Source organism: Pseudomonas delhiensis, assembly GCF_900187975.1.
In the GTDB taxonomy this organism is placed as follows: domain Bacteria; phylum Pseudomonadota; class Gammaproteobacteria; order Pseudomonadales; family Pseudomonadaceae; genus Pseudomonas; species Pseudomonas delhiensis.
This window is the reverse complement of sequence record NZ_FZPC01000001.1, coordinates 38246-56518: the sequence shown is the minus strand read 5'-3', so window position 1 is coordinate 56518 and position 18273 is coordinate 38246. Positions and strand designations below refer to the sequence as shown.

At 67.2% G+C, this 18273-nt stretch carries 17 protein-coding genes and 1 tRNA gene; 13 read left to right on the top strand and 5 right to left on the bottom strand.

Annotated features, from left to right (window positions below; translation table 11 throughout):
* The first annotated feature begins 157 nt into the window (after positions 1-157).
* Both lptF and lptG read left to right on the top strand, forming a co-directional pair.
* On the top strand, positions 158-1282 hold the full coding sequence (gene lptF, locus CHC02_RS00285; protein WP_089389523.1) for an LPS export ABC transporter permease LptF: 1125 nt from the start codon (positions 158-160) through the stop codon (positions 1280-1282).
* Entirely contained in the window at positions 1275-2342 is a 1068-nt protein-coding gene (lptG, locus tag CHC02_RS00280) for an LPS export ABC transporter permease LptG (protein WP_089389522.1), read from the top strand. The genes lptF and lptG overlap by 8 nt, the downstream gene beginning before the upstream one ends.
* Before the next feature lie 401 nt (positions 2343-2743).
* On the opposite strand, the gene CHC02_RS00275 is transcribed toward lptG, so the two are convergent.
* The gene (locus tag CHC02_RS00275) at positions 2744-3256 is read right to left on the bottom strand and encodes an RDD family protein (protein ID WP_089389521.1); all 513 of its coding nucleotides are present in this window, start codon (positions 3254-3256) and stop codon (positions 2744-2746) included.
* A 167-nt stretch (positions 3257-3423) separates the two neighbouring features.
* Here CHC02_RS00275 and CHC02_RS00270 point away from each other — a divergent pair, with 167 nt between their 5' ends.
* The gene (locus CHC02_RS00270) at positions 3424-4971 is read left to right on the top strand and encodes an EAL domain-containing protein (RefSeq protein ID WP_089389520.1); all 1548 of its coding nucleotides are present in this window, start codon (positions 3424-3426) and stop codon (positions 4969-4971) included.
* 67 nt (positions 4972-5038) lie between these two features.
* Here CHC02_RS00270 and CHC02_RS00265 read toward each other — a convergent pair whose 3' ends face one another.
* From CHC02_RS00265 to CHC02_RS00255, 3 genes are all read right to left on the bottom strand, one after another.
* Positions 5039-5365: a hypothetical protein gene (locus CHC02_RS00265; protein ID WP_089389519.1), complete on the bottom strand. Its 327-nt coding sequence runs from the start codon at positions 5363-5365 to the stop codon at positions 5039-5041.
* 90 nt (positions 5366-5455) lie between these two features.
* Entirely contained in the window at positions 5456-6901 is a 1446-nt protein-coding gene (locus CHC02_RS00260) for a SulP family inorganic anion transporter (protein WP_089389518.1), read from the bottom strand.
* 123 nt (positions 6902-7024) lie between these two features.
* A tRNA-Leu gene (locus tag CHC02_RS00255) sits at positions 7025-7110 on the bottom strand.
* A 104-nt stretch (positions 7111-7214) separates the two neighbouring features.
* Here CHC02_RS00255 and queA point away from each other — a divergent pair.
* The 6 genes from queA (at position 7215) to CHC02_RS00225 (ending at position 13350) form a co-directional block, all read left to right on the top strand.
* A complete protein-coding gene (gene queA / locus CHC02_RS00250; protein ID WP_089389517.1) occupies positions 7215-8258 on the top strand; it encodes a tRNA preQ1(34) S-adenosylmethionine ribosyltransferase-isomerase QueA in 1044 nt (347 codons plus the stop codon).
* Between the two features lie 13 nt (positions 8259-8271).
* On the top strand, positions 8272-9390 hold the full coding sequence (tgt, locus tag CHC02_RS00245) for a tRNA guanosine(34) transglycosylase Tgt (RefSeq protein ID WP_089389834.1): 1119 nt from the start codon (positions 8272-8274) through the stop codon (positions 9388-9390).
* 39 nt (positions 9391-9429) lie between these two features.
* Positions 9430-9771, top strand: a complete 342-nt coding sequence (gene yajC, locus CHC02_RS00240) for a preprotein translocase subunit YajC (RefSeq protein ID WP_089389516.1) — start codon at positions 9430-9432, stop codon at positions 9769-9771.
* A gap of 66 nt (positions 9772-9837) precedes the next feature.
* Positions 9838-11700 (top strand): protein translocase subunit SecD, encoded by a 1863-nt coding sequence (gene secD, locus CHC02_RS00235; protein WP_089389515.1) that lies wholly within the window; start codon positions 9838-9840, stop codon positions 11698-11700.
* A gap of 13 nt (positions 11701-11713) precedes the next feature.
* A complete protein-coding gene (gene secF / locus CHC02_RS00230) occupies positions 11714-12631 on the top strand; it encodes a protein translocase subunit SecF (protein ID WP_089389514.1) in 918 nt (305 codons plus the stop codon).
* A gap of 182 nt (positions 12632-12813) precedes the next feature.
* Complete coding sequence (locus CHC02_RS00225) at positions 12814-13350, top strand: glycine zipper 2TM domain-containing protein (protein ID WP_009616158.1); 537 nt, start codon at positions 12814-12816, stop codon at positions 13348-13350.
* Between the two features lie 501 nt (positions 13351-13851).
* Here CHC02_RS00225 and suhB read toward each other — a convergent pair.
* Positions 13852-14667: a type III secretion system regulator SuhB gene (suhB, locus tag CHC02_RS00220; protein ID WP_089389513.1), complete on the bottom strand. Its 816-nt coding sequence runs from the start codon at positions 14665-14667 to the stop codon at positions 13852-13854.
* A gap of 152 nt (positions 14668-14819) precedes the next feature.
* Here suhB and trmJ point away from each other — a divergent pair, with 152 nt between their 5' ends.
* The 4 genes from trmJ (at position 14820) to CHC02_RS00200 (ending at position 18249) form a co-directional block, all read left to right on the top strand.
* Positions 14820-15599, top strand: a complete 780-nt coding sequence (gene trmJ / locus CHC02_RS00215; RefSeq protein ID WP_089389512.1) for a tRNA (cytosine(32)/uridine(32)-2'-O)-methyltransferase TrmJ — start codon at positions 14820-14822, stop codon at positions 15597-15599.
* The gene (gene cysE / locus CHC02_RS00210; RefSeq protein WP_009616161.1) at positions 15592-16368 is read left to right on the top strand and encodes a serine O-acetyltransferase; all 777 of its coding nucleotides are present in this window, start codon (positions 15592-15594) and stop codon (positions 16366-16368) included. The genes trmJ and cysE overlap by 8 nt, the downstream gene beginning before the upstream one ends.
* 140 nt (positions 16369-16508) lie before the next feature.
* A complete protein-coding gene (gene iscR, locus CHC02_RS00205; protein ID WP_089389511.1) occupies positions 16509-17006 on the top strand; it encodes a Fe-S cluster assembly transcriptional regulator IscR in 498 nt (165 codons plus the stop codon).
* Positions 17007-17034: 28 nt separating this feature from the next.
* On the top strand, positions 17035-18249 hold the full coding sequence (locus tag CHC02_RS00200) for an IscS subfamily cysteine desulfurase (RefSeq protein ID WP_089389510.1): 1215 nt from the start codon (positions 17035-17037) through the stop codon (positions 18247-18249).
* Positions 18250-18273: the final 24 nt, after the last annotated feature.

The window sequence follows — 18273 nt, the reverse complement described above, 5'->3', positions numbered from 1 at the left end:
GGCGACCCGGCTTGGCTTCTGCGCAGTGACAGGCCCGGCGAATCGCAGGATAATGCCGCGTATTTTTCACCGGCCCCGTGCTATACGGGCCGGCAGTGCCTCACGGCGGCTAGTTTGAGCGTAGCCGCCCGAGCGTGACAACCCTGGAGTGCCCGGTTTGATTGTCTTCCGTTACCTGTCCCGTGAAGTGCTGATCACCATGAGCGCGGTGAGCGCCGTGCTGCTGGTGATCATCATGAGCGGCCGTTTCATCAAGTACCTGGCGCAGGCCGCCCAGGGCATGCTGGACCCCGGCTCGCTGTTCATGATCATGGGCGTGCGCCTGCCCGGCTTCCTCCAACTGATCCTGCCCCTGGGCCTGTTCCTCGGCATCCTGCTGGCCTATGGCCGGCTGTACCTGGAAAGCGAGATGACCGTGCTCACCGCCACCGGCATGAGCCAGCAGCGCCTGCTGGCCTACAGCATGGCGCCGGCGGCGCTGGTGGCGCTGCTGGTGGCCTGGCTGAGCCTGTCGCTGGCGCCCCAGGGCATCGCCCAGATGCAGCTGATCCTGAACAAGCAGGACGCCATGACCGAGTTCGACACCCTGGCGCCGGGCCGCTTCCAGTCGATGCGCGACGGCTCGCGGGTGACCTACACCGAGCAGCTGACCAACGACCGCACCCAGCTCGGCGGCATCTTCATCTCCGACAAGAACCCGCCGCGCAACGGCCAGGACCGTGGCCTCTCGGTGCTGGTGGCGAGCACCGGCGAACAGCAGATCCACCCCGACGGCAGCCGCTACCTGATCCTCAAGGACGGCTACCGCTACGACGGCACCCCGGGCCAGGCCGACTACCGCGCCATCAAGTACGACACCTACGGCGTGCTGCTGCCCAAGCCGGAGGTGAGCAGCGAGATCGACGACCGCGACGCCATCCCCACCAGCGACCTGTTCGCCAGCAAGGAGCCGCGCATGCGCTCGGAGCTGCAGTGGCGCTTCTCCATCCCGCTGCTGGTGTTCATCGTCACCCTGCTGGCGGTGCCGCTGTCCAAGGTCAACCCGCGCCAGGGGCGCTTCCTCAAGCTGCTGCCGGCGGTGCTGCTGTACATGGCCTACCTGGCCCTGCTGATCGCCGCCCGCGGCATGCTCGACAAGGGCAAGATCCCCATGGCCCTGGGGCTGTGGTGGGTGCATGCGGTCTTCCTGGCCATCGGCCTGCTGCTGGCCTTCTGGGAACCGCTGAGTCTGAAATGGGCGGCCTCGCGCGCACGCTCCGTGAAGGAGCGCAAGCATGCGTAAGCTCGACCGCTACATCGGCACCACCGTCTTCGTCGCCATCCTCGCGGTGCTGGGGGTGATCCTCGGCCTGGCCCTGCTGTTCGCCTTCATCGACCAATTGGGTGCCCTGGACGAGAACTACACCCTGGGCGTGGCCCTGAAATACGTGCTGCTCACCGCCCCCAGCCGCGCCTACGACATGCTCCCGATGGCCGCGCTGATCGGCTGCCTGGTGGGCCTGGGCACCCTGGCCAGCAACAGCGAGCTGACCATCATGCGCGCCGCCGGGGTGTCGCTGCAGCGCATCGTCTGGGCGGTGATGAAGCCCATGCTGGTGCTGATGTTCGCCGGCATCCTGGTGGGCGAGTACGTGGTGCCCTACACCGAGACCCAGGCCCAGAGCGACCGCGCCCTGGCGCAGAGCAGCGGCGGGGCGGTCAGTTCGCGCAACGGCCTGTGGCACCGCCAGGGGCAGGAGTTCATCCACATCAACGTGGTGCAGGCCGACGGCACCCTGCTGGGCGTGACCCGCTACGATTTCGCCGAAGGCCACGTGCTCAAGAGCGCCAGCTTCGCCAGGCGCGCGGTGTTCCGCGACGGCCAGTGGACGCTGGAAGAGGTGACCACCACCCTGCTGCACCCGCAGGAGAAGCGCAGCGAAGTGGTCAGCTCGCCTGCGCAGGCCTGGAGCATCCAGCTCAGCCCGCAGCTGCTCAGCACCGTGGTGATGGAGCCCGAGGCCCTGTCCATCAGCGGCCTGTGGGAGTACATCCACTACCTCAAGGACCAGGGCCTGAGCACCAACCGCTACTGGCTGGCGTTCTGGACCAAGGTGCTGCAACCGGCGGTGACCGCGGCCCTGGTGCTGATGGCCATTTCCTTCATCTTCGGCCCGCTGCGCAGCGTGACCCTCGGCCAGCGGGTGTTCACCGGCGTGCTGGTGGGCTTCACCTTCCGCATCGCCCAGGACCTGCTGGGCCCGTCGAGCCAGGTGTTCAACTTCCCGCCGCTGCTGGCGGTGCTGCTGCCGGCGGCGATCTGTGCGCTGCTGGGGGCGTGGTTGCTCAAGCGGGCGGGGTGATGTCCCGGACGGTTCGGTGCGGCCGGCGGGCCTGATCGCGGACGGAGTCCGCTCCTACGGTTCCAGGAAGCACGGCTTTTCGTAGGATGGCGTTGAGCGAAGCGATACCCATCCTACGAAGAGCACCTCGGCGCAAGACAGGTTCAGGGAAGCACGGGCGTAGGAGCAACTGTCTTCTGGGCTCCCTCGTTCGCGGGGGTGACTGGATCAAAATTCGCGTCTCCCATGTCGCCCCATTGTAGGAGCGGGCCCTGCCCGCGATTCGCGCGCAGGGCGCGCTCCTACAGGGGAATGGCATGGCTCGGCCCGCGTAGGAGCGGACTCTGTCCGCGATTGGATTCCCAGGCCACGCCGGACGCCCCGGCGGCACGAACGGCACCCTCTCCCTTCACGCCCCAGCCTCAGCCCCGCCCCTGCGCCGCCTTGCGCACCGCCTTGGGAATCTGGATCACCACGCTCTCCGAGTAGCGGTCGTGCCAGGTGCGCCTGTCCTTGTCCCAGAGCATCCACAGGAAGCCCAGCCCGCCGCAGGCCCAGGAGCCGATGGCGATCATGAAGCGCAGCAGCGCCTGCATCAGGCTGATCGGGGTGCCGTCGGCGTTCTGCACGCGCACGCCCCAGACCTGCATGCCGAGGGTCTGGCCCTTGTGCGTCCAGAACTTGGCGAAGAAGGCGAACAGGCTGACGAACAGCAGGCTGGACAGCAGCGGGTCGCCGACCAGCCCGCCCTGGTCGGCGAGCTGGCGGAGCTTCTCGCCACCCAGCAGCAGGCGCAGCAGCACCTGCTGGTAGAGCAGGGTGACCACCATCAGCAGGGCCACGCACAGCAGGAAGTCGTAGAACATGGCCGCGAAGCGGCGCAGCAGGGGCGCGGGGGGGAAATTCCCCTCCGGCTGGAGTCGGGCTTTGGGCATGGCGTCGTTCGGCGCTCGGGGCAGGGACGAGGCGGGGATTATACGTCCTTTGGCGGATCGCCACCGAGGCCAGGGTGCCGCAGGCGGAATGATCTACGCTGGTTTCAGGTGCCCGCTCAGGCTGCTCGCCGAGCCCGATGACAGCGGCGGCGCCGGGGATGACACGGATGCCTGGATCGAGCAAAGTCCGGCGCCTGCTCTGGCGCCTGTGCATTTCCCTGCTGGTCGCCCTGCTGCCGCTGCTGCTGGGCGGCGTGATCATCTATTGGCAGACCCAGGCCGGCCTCCGGCGCGAGGCGGGGCACGCCGCCAGCGAGGCGCTGCACCTGATCGACGTGATGCTCGCCAATGCCGCCGGCTCGGCGCGGGCCACACTCGCCTACGCCGAGGGGCCCTGCTCCGCGGCCGAGCTGGTGCTGCGCGAACAGGTCGCCACCGTACCCTTCGTGCGCTCGGTCAACCTGGTTCGGAACGGCCGGGTGTTCTGCACCTCGCTGTTCGGCGCCTTCGACGAGCCGGTGGACGCCGCCGCTTTCGTCGACGGGCGCCTCAACCTGCTGCCCGGCAATGCGGTGACGCCGGACTTCGCGCTGATCGTGTACCGCCTGGCCGAGGGCCGCGATGGCGTGCTGGCGACGGTGGACGGGCGCTACCTGAGCAACGTGCTGCAACTGGTGGACCAGCGCAGCGACCTGGTGATCCAGGTCGGCCCGCGCTGGATGGACGAGGCGGGCGAGGTGCACGAGGGCACGCCCGACGCCTTCCCCCTGGCCGAGACGCGCCAGGCCTCGACGCGCTTTCCCTACCAGGTGGTCGGCGGCTTCCCGGCCGGTGCCCAGTGGCGGACCATGGGGGCCGACTACTGGCCGCTGTTCGCCATGCTGGCGGTGCTCGGCGGGCTGTTCGGCATTGGCTGCTACTGGCTGCTGGGGCGCGCGGCGACGCCCACCCGCGAGATCGAGCGGGCGATGTACGCCGGCGAGTTCGTGCCCTTCCTCCAGCCGCTGGTGGAGGCCACCGGCGGCCGCTGGATCGGCGCCGAGGTGCTGATGCGCTGGCGCCACCCGCGCGCGGGGCTGGTCAGCCCGGACATCTTCATTCCCCTGGCGGAGCAGAGCGGCCTGATCGTGCCCATGACCCGTTCCCTGCTGCAGCAGCTGGCGGCCGTGCTGCCGAAACATTCGCAGCTGCTGGGCGAGGGCTTCCACCTCGGCGTCAACGTCAGCGCCGTGAACCTGCGCAGCGGCAGCCTGTTCGGCGATTGCCTGGATTTCCTCGGCGCCTTTCCGGTGGGCTCGGTGACCCTGATGCTGGAGCTGACCGAGCGCGAGCTGATCGGCAGCGATGCGCACACCGACGAGCTGCTCGGGCGCCTGCGCGAACTGGGGGTGAGCCTGGCGATAGACGACTTCGGCACCGGCCATTCCAGCCTCGCCTACCTGCGCCGCTTCCACGTGGACGCGTTGAAGATCGACAAGAGCTTCGTCGCCACCGTCGACGACGACAGCCGTTCCCGGCACATCCTCGACAGCATCCTCGACCTTTGTGGCCGCCTGGACCTGCAGGTCATCGCCGAGGGCATAGAGACGTCGGCGCAGCGCGACTACCTGGCGGCCCGCGGCGTGCCCTGCCTGCAGGGCTACCTGTTCGGCCGGCCGATGCCGCTGGCGGAGTTCGTCGCCGAGCTGGAGCGGCGTGCCCGCGCGGGCGCCTAGCGGACGCCGGCCGGCTTCCGTCGGACGACGGCGCCCGCAGGGGGCGCCGTCGCCAGCACATGGGCGATCAGACGTAGGCCTGGGCGCGGCGCTTGCCGCGGGGCAGGCGGGCCTTGCCGGAGAGGGCGCTCAGGCGGGCCTGCCAGGCTTGCCAGGCGGCGCCGGCGGCGGGCTGTGCCGCTGCGCGGGCGGGCTGCCGGCTCTTCTGCACCGCAGCCGGGGCGGGCTTCGCGACGGCCGGGGCGGCGCCCGCGGCATCCTGCGCCTGGGTGAAGGCGTTGGTGCGGCGGCAGGTCTTGCAGCTGACCTGCGCGACGTCCTGCGAGCCCGCCACGTTCGGGTCGCTGCGCCCGCAAGCGGCCTGGCTGGTGCCAATCAGGAAGTGAGTGACCATGTGGACCTCCTAGTCAGAAAAGGGGCGGCATTATTCCACAGGGTTCCCGGCGTACCAGCGCGGCCGGTCGTTTTCGGATGAACGTCCGAATCAGCCGTGCTGCACCCCGGCACGCTTGAGCAGCTGCCGGCAGCGCTCGGACAGGTGCACCACGCGCAGGTGCTTGCCGGCCCTGGCGTAGCGTTCGCGCAGGGTCTTCAGCGCGGCGATGGCCGAGTAGTCGACGAAGCTCAGGTGGCGGCAGTCCAGGGTGACCTGCGGCGGGTCGCCGGCCGGGTCGAACTGCTCCAGGAAGGGCGTGGTGGAGGCGAAGAACAGCGTGCCGTGGATGCGGTAGAGCTTGCTGCCGTCGGCCTCCAGGTGGCTGTCGGCGTACAGCTCGCGGGCGTGCTTCCAGGCGAAATCCAGGGCGGCCACGACTATGCCGCAGAGCACGGCGGTGGCCAGGTCGGTGAAGACGGTGATGACGGTCACCACGGCGATCACCAGCACGTCGCTCGCCGGCACCTTGCCCAGCACCCGCAGCGAGGCCCAGGCGAAGGTCTGCTGGGCCACCACGAACATCACCCCCACCAGCGCCGCCAGCGGGATGCGCTCGATCAGCGGGGAGAGGAACAGCACGAAGAGCAGGATCATCACCCCGGCGACCACCCCGGACAGCCGGCCGCGGCCGTCGGAGCCCAGGTTGATCACGGTCTGGCCGATCATGGCGCAGCCGCCCATGCCGCCGAACGCCCCGGAGAGCATGTTGGCCGCGCCCAGGGCCACGCACTCGCGGTCCGGGTAACCGCGGCTCTGGGTGATCTCGTCGGTGAGGTTGAGCGTCAGCAGGGTTTCCAGCAGGCCGACCAGCGCCATGAGGATGGCGTAGGGCGCGATGATCCGCAGCGTCTCCAGGTTCCACGGCACCTGCGGCAGGGCGAGGGCGGGCAGGCCGCCGGCGATGTGCGCCATGTCGCCGAGGGTGCGCGTGGGCAGCCCGAGCAGGTACACCAGCAGGCCGACGCCGAGGATCGCCACCAGCGCCGGCGGCACCGCGCGGGTCAGCTTCGGCAGCAGGTAGACGATGGCCATGGTCAGCGCCACCAGGCCCAGCATCAGGTACAGCGGCGCCCCGCCGAGCCAGGCCCCGCCGCTCTTGAAGTGCTCCAGCTGGGCCAGGGCGATGATGATCGCCAGGCCGTTGACGAAGCCCAGCATCACCGGGTGCGGCACCATGCGCACCAGCTTGCCCAGGCGCAGCAGGCCGAAGGCGATCATCACCAGCCCGCCGAGCAGCACCGTGGCCAGCAGGTACTGCACGCCGTGCTGCACCACCAGCGCCACTATCACCACCGCCATGGAGCCGGCCGCACCGGACACCATGCCCGGCCGGCCGCCGAACAGCGCGGTGAGGGTGCAGATGAAGAAGGCGCCGTACAGGCCCATCAGCGGGTTGAGGTGCGCCACCAGGGCGAAGGCGATGCACTCGGGCACCAGGGCGAAGGACGTGGTGAGGCCGGCCAGGATGTCGGCGCGCAGACGGGCGGGTTTCATGGCGTTCCTGAAGTTGGACCGGCGTGGGCGGTCGCGGGTGGTGCGGAAAAGGATGCGCAGGCAACAAAAAACCGGCGCGAAGGCCGGTTTTTCTGGTATTCCGAGATTCGCTGGGAATCTGGATGGTGCCCCGGGAGAGACTCGAACTCTCACTCTGTCGCCAGAAACGGATTTTGAATCCGCCGCGTCTACCATTCCGCCACCGAGGCAATGGCGCGGCAGTATAGGGAGGCCCTCGGTACCGGTCAATCCACTTACGTGGCGATGCCAGTGCAATTCCAGTAATATAGCCGGCCCTTCGAGATATACCCCCATGCGCGTCGCCGACTTCCATTTCGATCTGCCCGAGGCCCTGATCGCCCGCCATCCGCTCGCCGAACGTCGCGCCAGCCGCCTGCTGGTGCTGGACGGACCGACGGGCGAGCTCAGCCACCGTCATTTCACCGACCTGCTGGAATACCTGCGGCCGGGCGACCTGATGGTGTTCAACAACACCCGGGTGATCCCGGCGCGGCTGTTCGGCCAGAAGGCCTCCGGCGGCAAGCTGGAGATCCTCGTCGAGCGCGTGCTGGACAGCCGCCGCGTGCTGGCCCACGTGCGCTCGAGCAAGTCGCCCAAGCCGGGTTCGAAGATCCTCATAGACGGTGGCGCCGAGGCGCAGATGCTGCAGCGGCACGACGCGCTGTTCGAGCTGGGCTTCGCCGAGGACGTGCTGCCGTTGCTGGAGCGGGTGGGGCACATGCCGCTGCCGCCCTATATCGACCGCCCCGACGAGGACGCCGACCGCGAGCGTTACCAGACCGTCTACGCCGAGCGCGCCGGCGCCGTGGCTGCGCCCACCGCCGGACTGCACTTCGATGAAGGGCTGCTGGCGGCTATCCGCGAGAAGGGCGTGGACACCGCCTTCGTCACCCTGCACGTGGGCGCCGGCACCTTCCAGCCGGTGCGCGTGGAGAAAATCGAAGACCACCACATGCACAGCGAGTGGCTGGAGGTCGGCCAGGACGTGGTCGATGCCGTGGCCGCCTGCCGTGCCCGTGGCGGCCGGGTGATCGCCGTCGGCACCACCAGCGTGCGTTCCCTGGAGAGCGCGGCCCGCGACGGCCAGCTCAAGCCCTTCAGCGGCGACACCGACATCTTCCTCTACCCGGGCCGGCCCTTCCACGTGGTCGATGCCCTGGTGACCAACTTCCACCTGCCCGAGTCGACCCTGCTGATGCTGGTCTCGGCCTTCGCCGGCTACCCGCAGACCATGGCCGCCTATGCCGCGGCGGTGGCGCACGAGTACCGCTTCTTCAGCTACGGCGATGCCATGTTCATCACCCGCAACCCCGCGCCGCGCGGGCCCGAGGACTGATCCCATGAGTTTCATGAAGTTCGAACTGCTGGCCACCGACGGCAAGGCCCGGCGCGGCCGCCTGAGCTTCCCCCGTGGGGTGGTCGAGACCCCGGCGTTCATGCCGGTGGGTACCTACGGCACGGTCAAGGGCATGCTGCCGCGGGACATCGAGGGCATTGGCGCGCAGATCATCCTCGGCAACACCTTCCACCTGTGGCTGCGCCCGGGCACCGAGGTGATCCGCAGGCACGGCGACCTGCACGACTTCATGCAGTGGCAGGGGCCGATCCTCACCGATTCCGGCGGCTTCCAGGTGTTCAGCCTGGGCGCCCTGCGCAAGATCAAGGAAGAGGGCGTGTACTTCGCCTCGCCGGTGGACGGCGCCAAGGTCTTCATGGGCCCCGAGGAGTCCATGGCGGTGCAGCGCGCGCTGGGTTCGGACATCGTGATGATCTTCGACGAGTGCACCCCGTACCCGGCCGAGTTCGACGTGGCCAAGCGCTCCATGGAGCTGTCGCTGCGCTGGGCGAAGCGCTCGAAGGTTGCCCATGGCGAAAGCCCCTCGGCGCTGTTCGGCATCGTCCAGGGCGGCATGCACGAAGAGCTGCGCATGCGCTCGCTGGAGGGCCTGCAGGAAATCGGCTTCGACGGCCTGGCCATCGGCGGCCTGTCGGTGGGCGAGCCGAAGGAGGAGATGATCCGCGTGCTGGACTTCCTGCCGCCGCGCATGCCGGCCGACAAACCCCGTTACCTGATGGGGGTGGGCAAACCCGAGGACCTCGTGGAAGGTGTGCGCCGCGGCGTCGACATGTTCGACTGCGTGATGCCCACGCGCAACGCGCGCAACGGCCATCTGTTCGTCGACACCGGGGTGATCAAGATCCGCAACGCCGTGCACAAGCACGACGAATCGCCGCTGGACCCGACCTGCGACTGCTACACCTGCAAGCACTTCTCCCGCGCCTACCTCTACCACCTGGACAAGTGTGGGGAAATGCTCGGCAGCATGCTCAATACCATCCATAACTTGCGGCATTATCAGCGGCTTATGGCTGGTTTGCGCGAGGCAATCCAACAGGGTACATTGGCCGCCTTTGTCGACGCCTTCTATGCCAAACGCGGCCTTCCGACGCCGCCGCTGGGCGATTGATCCCGATTTTCCAAAAGAATATAGAGACAGGAGTATCCGATGAGCTTTCTGATTCCCGCCGCCTACGCCGACGCCGCTGCTCCCGCGGCCGCCGCAGGCCCGATGGGCACTGGTTTTGAGTGGGTCTTCCTGGTCGGCTTCCTGGTCATCTTCTACCTGATGATCTGGCGCCCGCAGGCCAAGCGTAACAAGGAGCACAAGAACCTCCTGTCCAACCTGCAGAAAGGTGACGAAGTCGTCACTTCCGCGGGTATCGCCGGCAAGGTGCTGAAAGTCGCCGAGGACTTCGTGGTCGTCGAGGTCGCCGACAACGTCGAGCTGAAGTTCCAGAAGGGCGCCATCGCCGCGACCCTGCCGAAAGGCACGCTCAAGGCCATCTGAGTTCCAGGCAAAGAAAACCAATAGACGGGGCGCATGAAGCGCCCCGCGTCATAACGGGCGGTATCAATGCTCAACAAATATCCCCTGTGGAAATACCTGCTGATCCTGGCGGTGCTTGCCGTCGGCTTCATCTATTCCGCACCCAACCTCTACCCGGACGATCCGGCCGTGCAGGTCAGCGGCGCCAGCAGCGCGCTGCAGATCACCCAGGCCGACATCGACAAGGCCAGCAAGGCGCTGACCGACGCGGGCATCGCCGTCAAGGCGGGCAGCCTCGGCAAGAACAGCGGCCTGATCCGCCTGGTCAGGCAGGAAGACCAGCTTCCCGCCAAGGACATCGTGCGTCGCGCCCTGGGCGACGACTACGTGGTCGCGCTGAACCTGGCGCAGACCACCCCGAACTGGCTGCGCAACATCGCCGCCCACCCGATGAAGCTGGGCCTGGACCTGTCCGGTGGCGTGCACTTCCTCCTCGAAGTGGACATGGACAAGGCCGTGGACGCCCGCCTGAACGTCTACGAGAGCGAGATCAAGAGCGCCCTGCGCAAGGAGCGCCTGCGCTACCGCAGCCTGCCGGTGCAGGACCGCGCCATCCAGCTGGGCTTCACCGACGAGGAATCGCTGGGCAAGGCCAAGGCGCTGATCGCCAAGGACTACCGCGACTTCGAAGTGACCCAGGACCAGCGCAACGACATGCAGGTGCTGCGCCTGGCCATGACCGCGGCCAAGCTCGCCGAGATCCGCGAGTACTCGATCAAGCAGAACCTCACCACCGTGCGCAACCGCGTCAACGAGCTGGGCGTGTCCGAGCCGCTGGTGCAGCGCCAGGGGGCCAACCGCATCGTGGTCGAGCTGCCGGGCGTGCAGGACACCGCCGAAGCCAAGCGCATCCTCGGCAAGACCGCCAACCTGGAGTTCCGCCTGGCCGCCGAGCCCGACGCCATCAAGTCGGCCACCGAGACCTTCGAGTTCCGCGAGCCGCGCCGCCCGCCGGTGGCCCTGGAGCGCAGCGTGATCATCACCGGTGACCAGGTCACCGACGCCAGCGCCAGCTTCGACGAGAATGGCCGCCCGCAGGTGAACATCCGCCTCGACGGCCACGGCGGCGAGCTGATGAACCGCGCCACCCGCAACAATGTCGGCCGCAGCATGGCGGTGGTGTTCATCGAGCAGAAGCCGATCACCCGCTATGCCAAGCAGGTGGTCGACGGCGTCGAGCAGGAAGTCGCGGTCCCGGCCTTCAAGGAAGAGAAGAAGATCATCAGCCTGGCGACCATCCAGTCGGCCCTGGGCAACCAGTTCCGCATCACCGGCCTCGACGGCCCGGGCGAATCCTCGGAACTGGCCCTGCTGCTGCGCGCCGGCGGCCTGGCCGCGCCGATGTACTTCGCCGAGGAACGCACCATCGGCCCGAGCCTGGGCGCGGACAACATCGCCAAGGGCATCGACGCCTCCCTGTGGGGCATGGTGTTCGTGTCGCTGTTCATCATCGTCATCTACCGCTTCTTCGGCTTGATCGCCACCGTTGCCCTGGGCTTCAACATGGTCCTGCTGGTGGCGCTGATGTCGATCCTCGGCGCGACCCTGACGCTGCCGGGCATCGCCGGTATCGTGCTGACCATGGGCATGGCGGTGGACGCCAACGTGCTGATCTTCTCGCGGATACGCGAGGAACTGGCCGGCGGCATGTCGGTGCAGCGCGCCATCCACGAAGGCTTCAACCGCGCCTTCACCGCCATCGTCGACGCCAACCTGACCTCGCTGCTGGTCGGCGGCATCCTCTACGCCATGGGCACCGGCCCGGTGAAGGGCTTCGCCGTGACCATGTCGCTCGGTATTCTCACCTCGATGTTCACGGCCATCATGGTCACCCGCGCAATGGTCAACCTGATCTTCGGCGGGCGTGACTTCAAGAAGCTGTGGATCTAAGGGGGATCATGAGATGAATATCAAGATCGGTACCATCAACTTCATGGGTGTGCGCAACATCGCGTTCGCCGCCACCCTGGTCCTCACCCTGATCGCCCTCGGCAGCTGGATCACCAAGGGCATCAACTTCGGCCTGGACTTCACCGGTGGCACCCTCATCGAGCTGAACTACCAGCAGCCGGCGGACCTGGGCAAGGTCCGCGACGAGCTGGTCAAGGCCGGCTACGCCGAGGCCGTGGTGCAGAGCTTCGGCGACACCAAGGACGTGCTGGTGCGCATGCCCAGCGAGGATCCGGAGCTGGGCAAGAAGGTCGCCGCGGCGCTGCAGGCCGCCGACACCAGCAACCCGGCCAGCCTCAAGCGCGTGGAATACGTCGGCCCGCAGGTCGGCGAGGAACTGCGCGACCAGGGCGGCCTGGGCATGCTCCTGGCCCTGGGCGGCATCCTCATCTACGTCGGCTTCCGCTTCCAGTGGAAGTTCGCCCTGGGCGCCATCCTCTCGCTGATCCACGACGCCATCATCGTGATGGGCGTGCTGTCGTTCTTCCAGATCACCTTCGACCTCACCGTGCTCGCCGCGGTGCTGGCGGTGGTGGGCTACTCGCTGAACGACACCATCGTGATCTTCGACCGGGTGCGCGAGAACTTCCGCGTGCTGCGCAAGGCCAGTCTTATCGAGAACATCAACATCTCGACCAGCCAGACCCTGCTGCGGACCATGGCGACCTCGATCTCCACCCTGCTGGCCATCGCCGCGCTGCTGTTCTTCGCCGGCGACAACCTGTTCGGCTTCTCCATCGCCCTGTTCGTCGGCGTGCTGGCCGGTACCTATTCGTCGATCTACATCGCCGACGTGGTGCTGATCTGGCTGAAGCTGTCGGCCGAGGACCTGATCCCGCCGCAGGCCAAGGAAGTCGACGACCGCCCCTGAGGCTGTCCCGCGCTCCCTCGAAACTCCCGCCCCGGCGGGAGTTTTTCTTTGTGCGCGATGTGGCCGTGCGTCGGTATCGGGTGGCGCATCGCCAAGGAATGTCGGAACTTTCTTAAGGATTCCCTGCTCCAAGGCAAGGACAAGGGCAAGTGCCCGTATGAAAGGAAAGCCAGGAGGTCTATGTGAACAAGTCGTTGCTCATCGGTACCGTGTTGGGCGCAGTCGGCGTTACGGCAGGTGGAGCGGTGGCCACGTACAGCCTGGTGGACCGCGGCCCGGAATATGCCGAGGTCGTCGCCGTCCAGCCGGTCAAGGAAACCATCAAGACCCCGCGCCAGGTGTGCAAGGACGTGGCGGTCACCCACCAGCGCCCGGTCAAGGACCAGCACCAGATCGTCGGCACCGCCATCGGCGCCATCGCCGGCGGCCTGCTGGGCAACCAGATCGGCGGCGGCAATGGCAAGAAGATCGCCACCGTGGCCGGTGCGGTCGGCGGCGGCTATGCCGGCAACAAGGTGCAGGAAGGCATGCAGGAGCGTGACACCTACACCACCACCGAAACCCGCTGCAGCACCGTGAACGACACCAGCGAGAAAGTGGTGGGCTACGACGTCAAGTACATGCTCGACGGCAAGGCCGGCCAGGTGCGCATGGACCGCGACCCGGGCAGCCAGATCCCGGTGGACAAGAGCGGCCGGCTGATCCTCAGCCAGCAGTAAGCATCGAAGCACGAGAAGGCGCCCCGCGGGGCGCCTTCTTCGTTTCCGGCAGGTAGGAGCGAGCCGTGCTCACCCGCAGCGTAGGAGCGGATCTCATCCGCGAATCGCGCCGACACCTCCGGCTATCGCGGACAAGGTCCGCTCCTACAGTGGAACACCGTGCTTCCCGATGGGTTGTAGGAGCGGGCCCTGCCCGCGATTTCGCGCGCAGGGCGCGCTCCTACAGGGGAATGGTGCGGTGGGGTGGCGTAGGATCTTATCCGCGAAACGCGCCGGAACCGCCGGCTATCGCGGACAAAGTCCGCTCCTACAGGGGGATACCGTGCCTCACGGCGAACTGTAGGAGCGGGCCCTGCCCGCGATTCGCGCGCAGGGCGCGTCCAGCATGGGAATGCTGTAGGGGCGGACTCCGTCCGCGATCGGGCTCGCCAGCGGCTCCGACGTCCCCATCACCCAACAAAAAACCCGGCACAAGGCCGGGCTTTTTCATTCCATCCGCGCTCAGCGCTTGAGCGACGGCGGCAGGTGCGGCTGGATGCTGGTCAGCAGCGCCTTGAAGCACTTGGTGTTGCCGGCGACGATGTGGCCTTTCTCGAGGAACTCGTGGCTGCCGGTGAAATCGCTCACCAGGCCGCCGGCTTCCTGCACCAGCAGGGCGCCCGCGGCCATGTCCCACTCGGACAGGCCGAACTCCCAGAAGGCATCGAAGCGGCCGGCCGCGACGTAGGCCAGGTCCAGGCTGGCGGCGCCGGCGCGGCGGATGCCGGCGGTCTGGCCGACCAGGCTGCGGAACATGCCCAGGTAGGCGTCGAGGTTATCCAGCTGGCTGTCGCGGAACGGGAAGCCGGTGCCCAGCAGGGCGCCTTCCAGGCTCTTGCGGTTGCTCACCCGCAGGCGGCGGCCGTTCAGCGCGGCGCCGCGGCCGCGGCTGGCGGTGAACTCTTCCTGGCGCACCGGGTCGAGGACCACGGCGTGCTCCAGGCGGCCCTTGTACTTGCAGGCGATGCTGACGGCGAAGTGCGGGACGCCGTGGATGAAGTTGGTGGTGCCATCCAGCGGGTCGATGATCCACAGGTAGTCGGCGCCTTCGCCGCTGCCCTCGAGATAGCCGCCTTCCTCGCCCATGATGCCGTGGTTCGGGTAGGCCTTGCGCAGGGCGGTGACGATGCTGAGCTCGGCGGCGCGATCGACTTCGGTGACGTAGTCCTTGGCGTCTTTTTCGTTGACCGAGAGGGTGTCCAGGCGTTCGATGGAGCGGAAGATCAGTTCACCGGCGCTGCGGGCCGCGCGCAGGGCGATGTTCAGCATGGGCTGCATGGAGAGGTCACCTGGATGATGTTAAAGAAAGCCGAACATTGTACCAGAAAACCGTGGCGCTCATAGGGCGGCCTGTCGCTTGCGTGGCGCAAGACCGAGCGCTGCGGTAGGATTCCGTTCCTTTTCGTATCTGCTTGTGTGGAGAGCTCCGGTTGCTCGACAGAATTCGCGTGGTGCTGGTCAACACCAGTCATCCCGGCAATATCGGCGGTACCGCCCGGGCCATGAAGAACATGGGCCTGTCGCGCCTGGTGCTGGTCGACCCCATGGACTTCCCCAGCGGCGAGGCGGTGGCCCGCGCCTCCGGGGCGACCGACATCCTCGACGCCGCCCAGGTGGTGCCGACCCTGGAGGACGCCCTGGTGGGCTGCAGCCTGGTGCTCGGCACCAGCGCCCGTGACCGGCGCATCCCCTGGCCGCTGCTCGACCCCCGCGAGTGCGCCACCACCAGCCTGCAGCACGCCCAGCAGGGCGGCGAGGTGGCCCTGGTGTTCGGCCGCGAGTACGCGGGTCTGACCAACGAGGAACTGCAGCGATGTCAGTTCCACGTGCACATTCCCGCCAACCCCGAGTTCAGCTCGCTGAACCTGGCGACGGCGGTCCAGGTGCTCGCCTACGAAGTGCGCATGGCCTGGCTGGCCGCCGAAGGCCGGCCGACCAAGCAGGAGAAGCTGGAGACCACGGCCATGCTCAACAGCCTGCCGGTCACCGCCGACGAGTTGGAGCGCTTCTATTCGCACCTGGAATCGACCCTCGTGGATATCGGCTTCCTCGACCCGCAGAAGCCGCGGCACCTGATGTCGCGCCTGCGCCGCCTGTACGGCCGCGCCGGGGTCAGCAAGCTGGAGATGAATATCCTCCGGGGTATCCTCACCGAAACACAGAAGACCGCGCAGGGCGCGGCCTGCAAGCGGAGTGACGATGATGTTTGAGCGTGTGCGCGAAGATATCCAGAGCGTATTCCACCGCGACCCGGCAGCGCGCAATGCCTTCGAGGTGCTCACCTGCTACCCGGGCCTGCATGCCGTGTGGCTGCACCGCTTGGCGCACCTGCTGTGGACCTCCGGCTGGAAATGGCTGGCGCGCCTGGTGTCCAACTTTGGCCGCTGGATGACCGGCATCGAGATCCATCCGGGCGCCAGGATCGGCCGGCGCTTCTTCATCGACCACGGCATGGGCATCGTGATCGGCGAGACCGCCGAGATCGGTGACGACGTGACCCTCTACCAGGGCGTGACCCTCGGCGGCACCAGCTGGAACAAGGGCAAGCGCCACCCGACCCTGGCCGATGGCGTGGTGGTCGGCGCCGGCGCCAAGGTGCTCGGCCCGTTCACCGTCGGCGCCGGGGCGAAAGTGGGCTCCAACGCCGTGGTCACCAAGGAAGTGCCGCCGGGCGCCACCGTGGTCGGCATCCCGGGGCGCATCATCATGAAGGATGATGCCGAGCAGCAGGCCAAGCGCCAGGCCATGGCCGAGAAGCTCGGCTTCGACGCCTACGGCGTCAGCCAGGACATGCCCGACCCGGTGGCGCGCGCCATCGGCCAGTTGCTCGACCACCTGCAGGCGGTCGACGGCCGGTTGGAGGGCATGTGCCAGGCGCTGACGGCCCTGGGTAGCGACTATTGTGCGAAAAAGCTGCCCGAGCTGCGTGAAGAGGACTTCGCCGGCGTGAAGGACGAAGAGGGCAAGGCGGCGCATTGATGTGCCGCTAACGATTTTCTGCTACATTATGCCGCCCTTCGCTGGCTAATCCCGAGTAATTTGATAGGTCTTATAGTTGACTTAAATACTCGGAAAATGGCATCCTTGCGCCAGTCCAGTGATTCATTCGGGAATGTTCCATGCGCTTGACCACCAAAGGCCGCTATGCCGTAACCGCCATGCTCGACCTGGCGTTGCATGCCCAGCGTGGTCCGGTTTCCCTGGCGGATATTTCCGAACGCCAGGGCATTTCCCTGTCCTACCTCGAACAACTGTTCGCCAAGTTGCGCCGTGGCAACCTGGTGACCAGCGTGCGCGGTCCCGGCGGCGGCTACCAGCTGTCCCGCGACATGACCGGCATCCACGTCGCCCAGGTGATCGACGCGGTCAACGAGTCGGTCGACGCCACGCGCTGCCAGGGGCAGGGGGATTGCCACTCCGGCGACACCTGCCTGACCCACCACCTTTGGTGCGACCTCAGCCAGCAGATTCACGAATTCCTCAGCGGCATCAGCCTCGCCGACCTGGTCGAGCGCCGCGAAGTCCAGGAAGTCGCGCAGCGCCAGGATGAGCGTCGTTGCGGAGGCACCGGCAAACGGCCGAGCCTCGATAAGATTGAAGCGTCCGCCATCGATTGAGCGCGCGCCAGCCTGTAGGAGTTACCTGATGAAATTGCCGATCTACCTCGACTACTCCGCTACCACCCCGGTGGACCCGCGCGTCGCTCAGAAGATGGCTGACTGCCTGCTGGTGGACGGCAACTTCGGCAACCCGGCCTCGCGCTCCCACGTGTTCGGCTGGAAGGCCGAGGAAGCCGTGGAGAACGCCCGCCGCCAGGTCGCCGAACTGGTCAATGCCGACCCCCGCGAGATCGTCTGGACCTCCGGCGCCACCGAGTCCGACAACCTCGCCATCAAGGGCGTGGCGCACTTCTACGGCAGCAAGGGCAAGCACATCGTCACCTCGAAGATCGAGCACAAGGCGGTGCTGGACACCACCCGCCAGCTGGAGCGCGAAGGCTTCGAAGTGACCTACCTCGACCCCACCGAGGAAGGCCTGATCACCCCGGCCATGGTCGAGGCGGCGCTGCGTGACGACACCATCCTGGTCTCGATCATGCACGTGAACAACGAGATCGGCACCATCAACGACATCGCCGCCATCGGCGAGCTGACCCGCTCCCGCGGCATCCTGTTCCATGTCGACGCCGCGCAGTCCACCGGCAAGGTCGACATCGACCTGGACAAGCTGAAGGTCGACCTGATGTCCTTCTCCGCCCACAAGACCTACGGTCCCAAGGGCATCGGCGCCCTGTACGTGCGCCGCAAGCCGCGCGTGCGCCTGGAAGCCCAGATGCACGGCGGCGGCCACGAGCGCGGCATGCGCTCGGGCACCCTGGCCACCCACCAGATCGTCGGTATGGGCGAGGCCTTCCGCATCGCCAGGGAAGAGATGCACGCCGAGAACGAGCGCATCCGCGCCCTGCGCGACCGCTTCTTCGCCAAGCTCGACGGCCTGGAAGAGCTCTACGTCAACGGCAGCCTGACCCAGCGCGTGCCGCACAACCTGAACCTGAGCTTCAACTACGTCGAGGGCGAGTCGCTGATCATGGCCCTGAAGGACCTCGCGGTCTCTTCCGGTTCGGCCTGCACCTCCGCCTCCCTGGAGCCGTCCTACGTGCTGCGCGCCCTGGGTCGCAACGACGAGCTGGCGCACAGTTCCATCCGTTTCACCTTCGGCCGCTTCACCACCGAGGAAGAGGTCGACTACGCCGCCGGTATCGTGGGGCAAGCCGTTTCCAAGCTGCGCGAGCTCTCGCCGCTGTGGGACATGTTCAAAGAGGGCGTCGACCTGTCCAAGGTCGAATGGCAGGCCCACTGACCCGCCCCATAGAGTGAGGATTAG

Excerpts from the sequence above, each read along its gene's own strand:
- CHC02_RS00275 (WP_089389521.1), bottom strand. The coding sequence starts at position 3,256 with ATGCCCAAAGCCCGACTCCAGCCGGAGGGGAATTTCCCCCCCGCGCCC.
- suhB (WP_089389513.1), bottom strand. The coding sequence starts at position 14,667 with ATGCAGCCCATGCTGAACATCGCCCTGCGCGCGGCCCGCAGCGCCGGT.
- cysE (WP_009616161.1), top strand. The coding sequence starts at position 15,592 with ATGTTTGAGCGTGTGCGCGAAGATATCCAGAGCGTATTCCACCGCGAC.
- tgt (WP_089389834.1), top strand. The coding sequence starts at position 8,272 with ATGAAGTTCGAACTGCTGGCCACCGACGGCAAGGCCCGGCGCGGCCGC.
- secD (WP_089389515.1), top strand. The coding sequence starts at position 9,838 with ATGCTCAACAAATATCCCCTGTGGAAATACCTGCTGATCCTGGCGGTG.
- secF (WP_089389514.1), top strand. The coding sequence starts at position 11,714 with ATGAATATCAAGATCGGTACCATCAACTTCATGGGTGTGCGCAACATC.
- CHC02_RS00200 (WP_089389510.1), top strand. The coding sequence starts at position 17,035 with ATGAAATTGCCGATCTACCTCGACTACTCCGCTACCACCCCGGTGGAC.
- CHC02_RS00270 (WP_089389520.1), top strand. The coding sequence starts at position 3,424 with ATGCCTGGATCGAGCAAAGTCCGGCGCCTGCTCTGGCGCCTGTGCATT.
- CHC02_RS00265 (WP_089389519.1), bottom strand. The coding sequence starts at position 5,365 with ATGGTCACTCACTTCCTGATTGGCACCAGCCAGGCCGCTTGCGGGCGC.
- queA (WP_089389517.1), top strand. The coding sequence starts at position 7,215 with ATGCGCGTCGCCGACTTCCATTTCGATCTGCCCGAGGCCCTGATCGCC.
- yajC (WP_089389516.1), top strand. The coding sequence starts at position 9,430 with ATGAGCTTTCTGATTCCCGCCGCCTACGCCGACGCCGCTGCTCCCGCG.
- lptG (WP_089389522.1), top strand. The coding sequence starts at position 1,275 with ATGCGTAAGCTCGACCGCTACATCGGCACCACCGTCTTCGTCGCCATC.
- CHC02_RS00260 (WP_089389518.1), bottom strand. The coding sequence starts at position 6,901 with ATGAAACCCGCCCGTCTGCGCGCCGACATCCTGGCCGGCCTCACCACG.
- iscR (WP_089389511.1), top strand. The coding sequence starts at position 16,509 with ATGCGCTTGACCACCAAAGGCCGCTATGCCGTAACCGCCATGCTCGAC.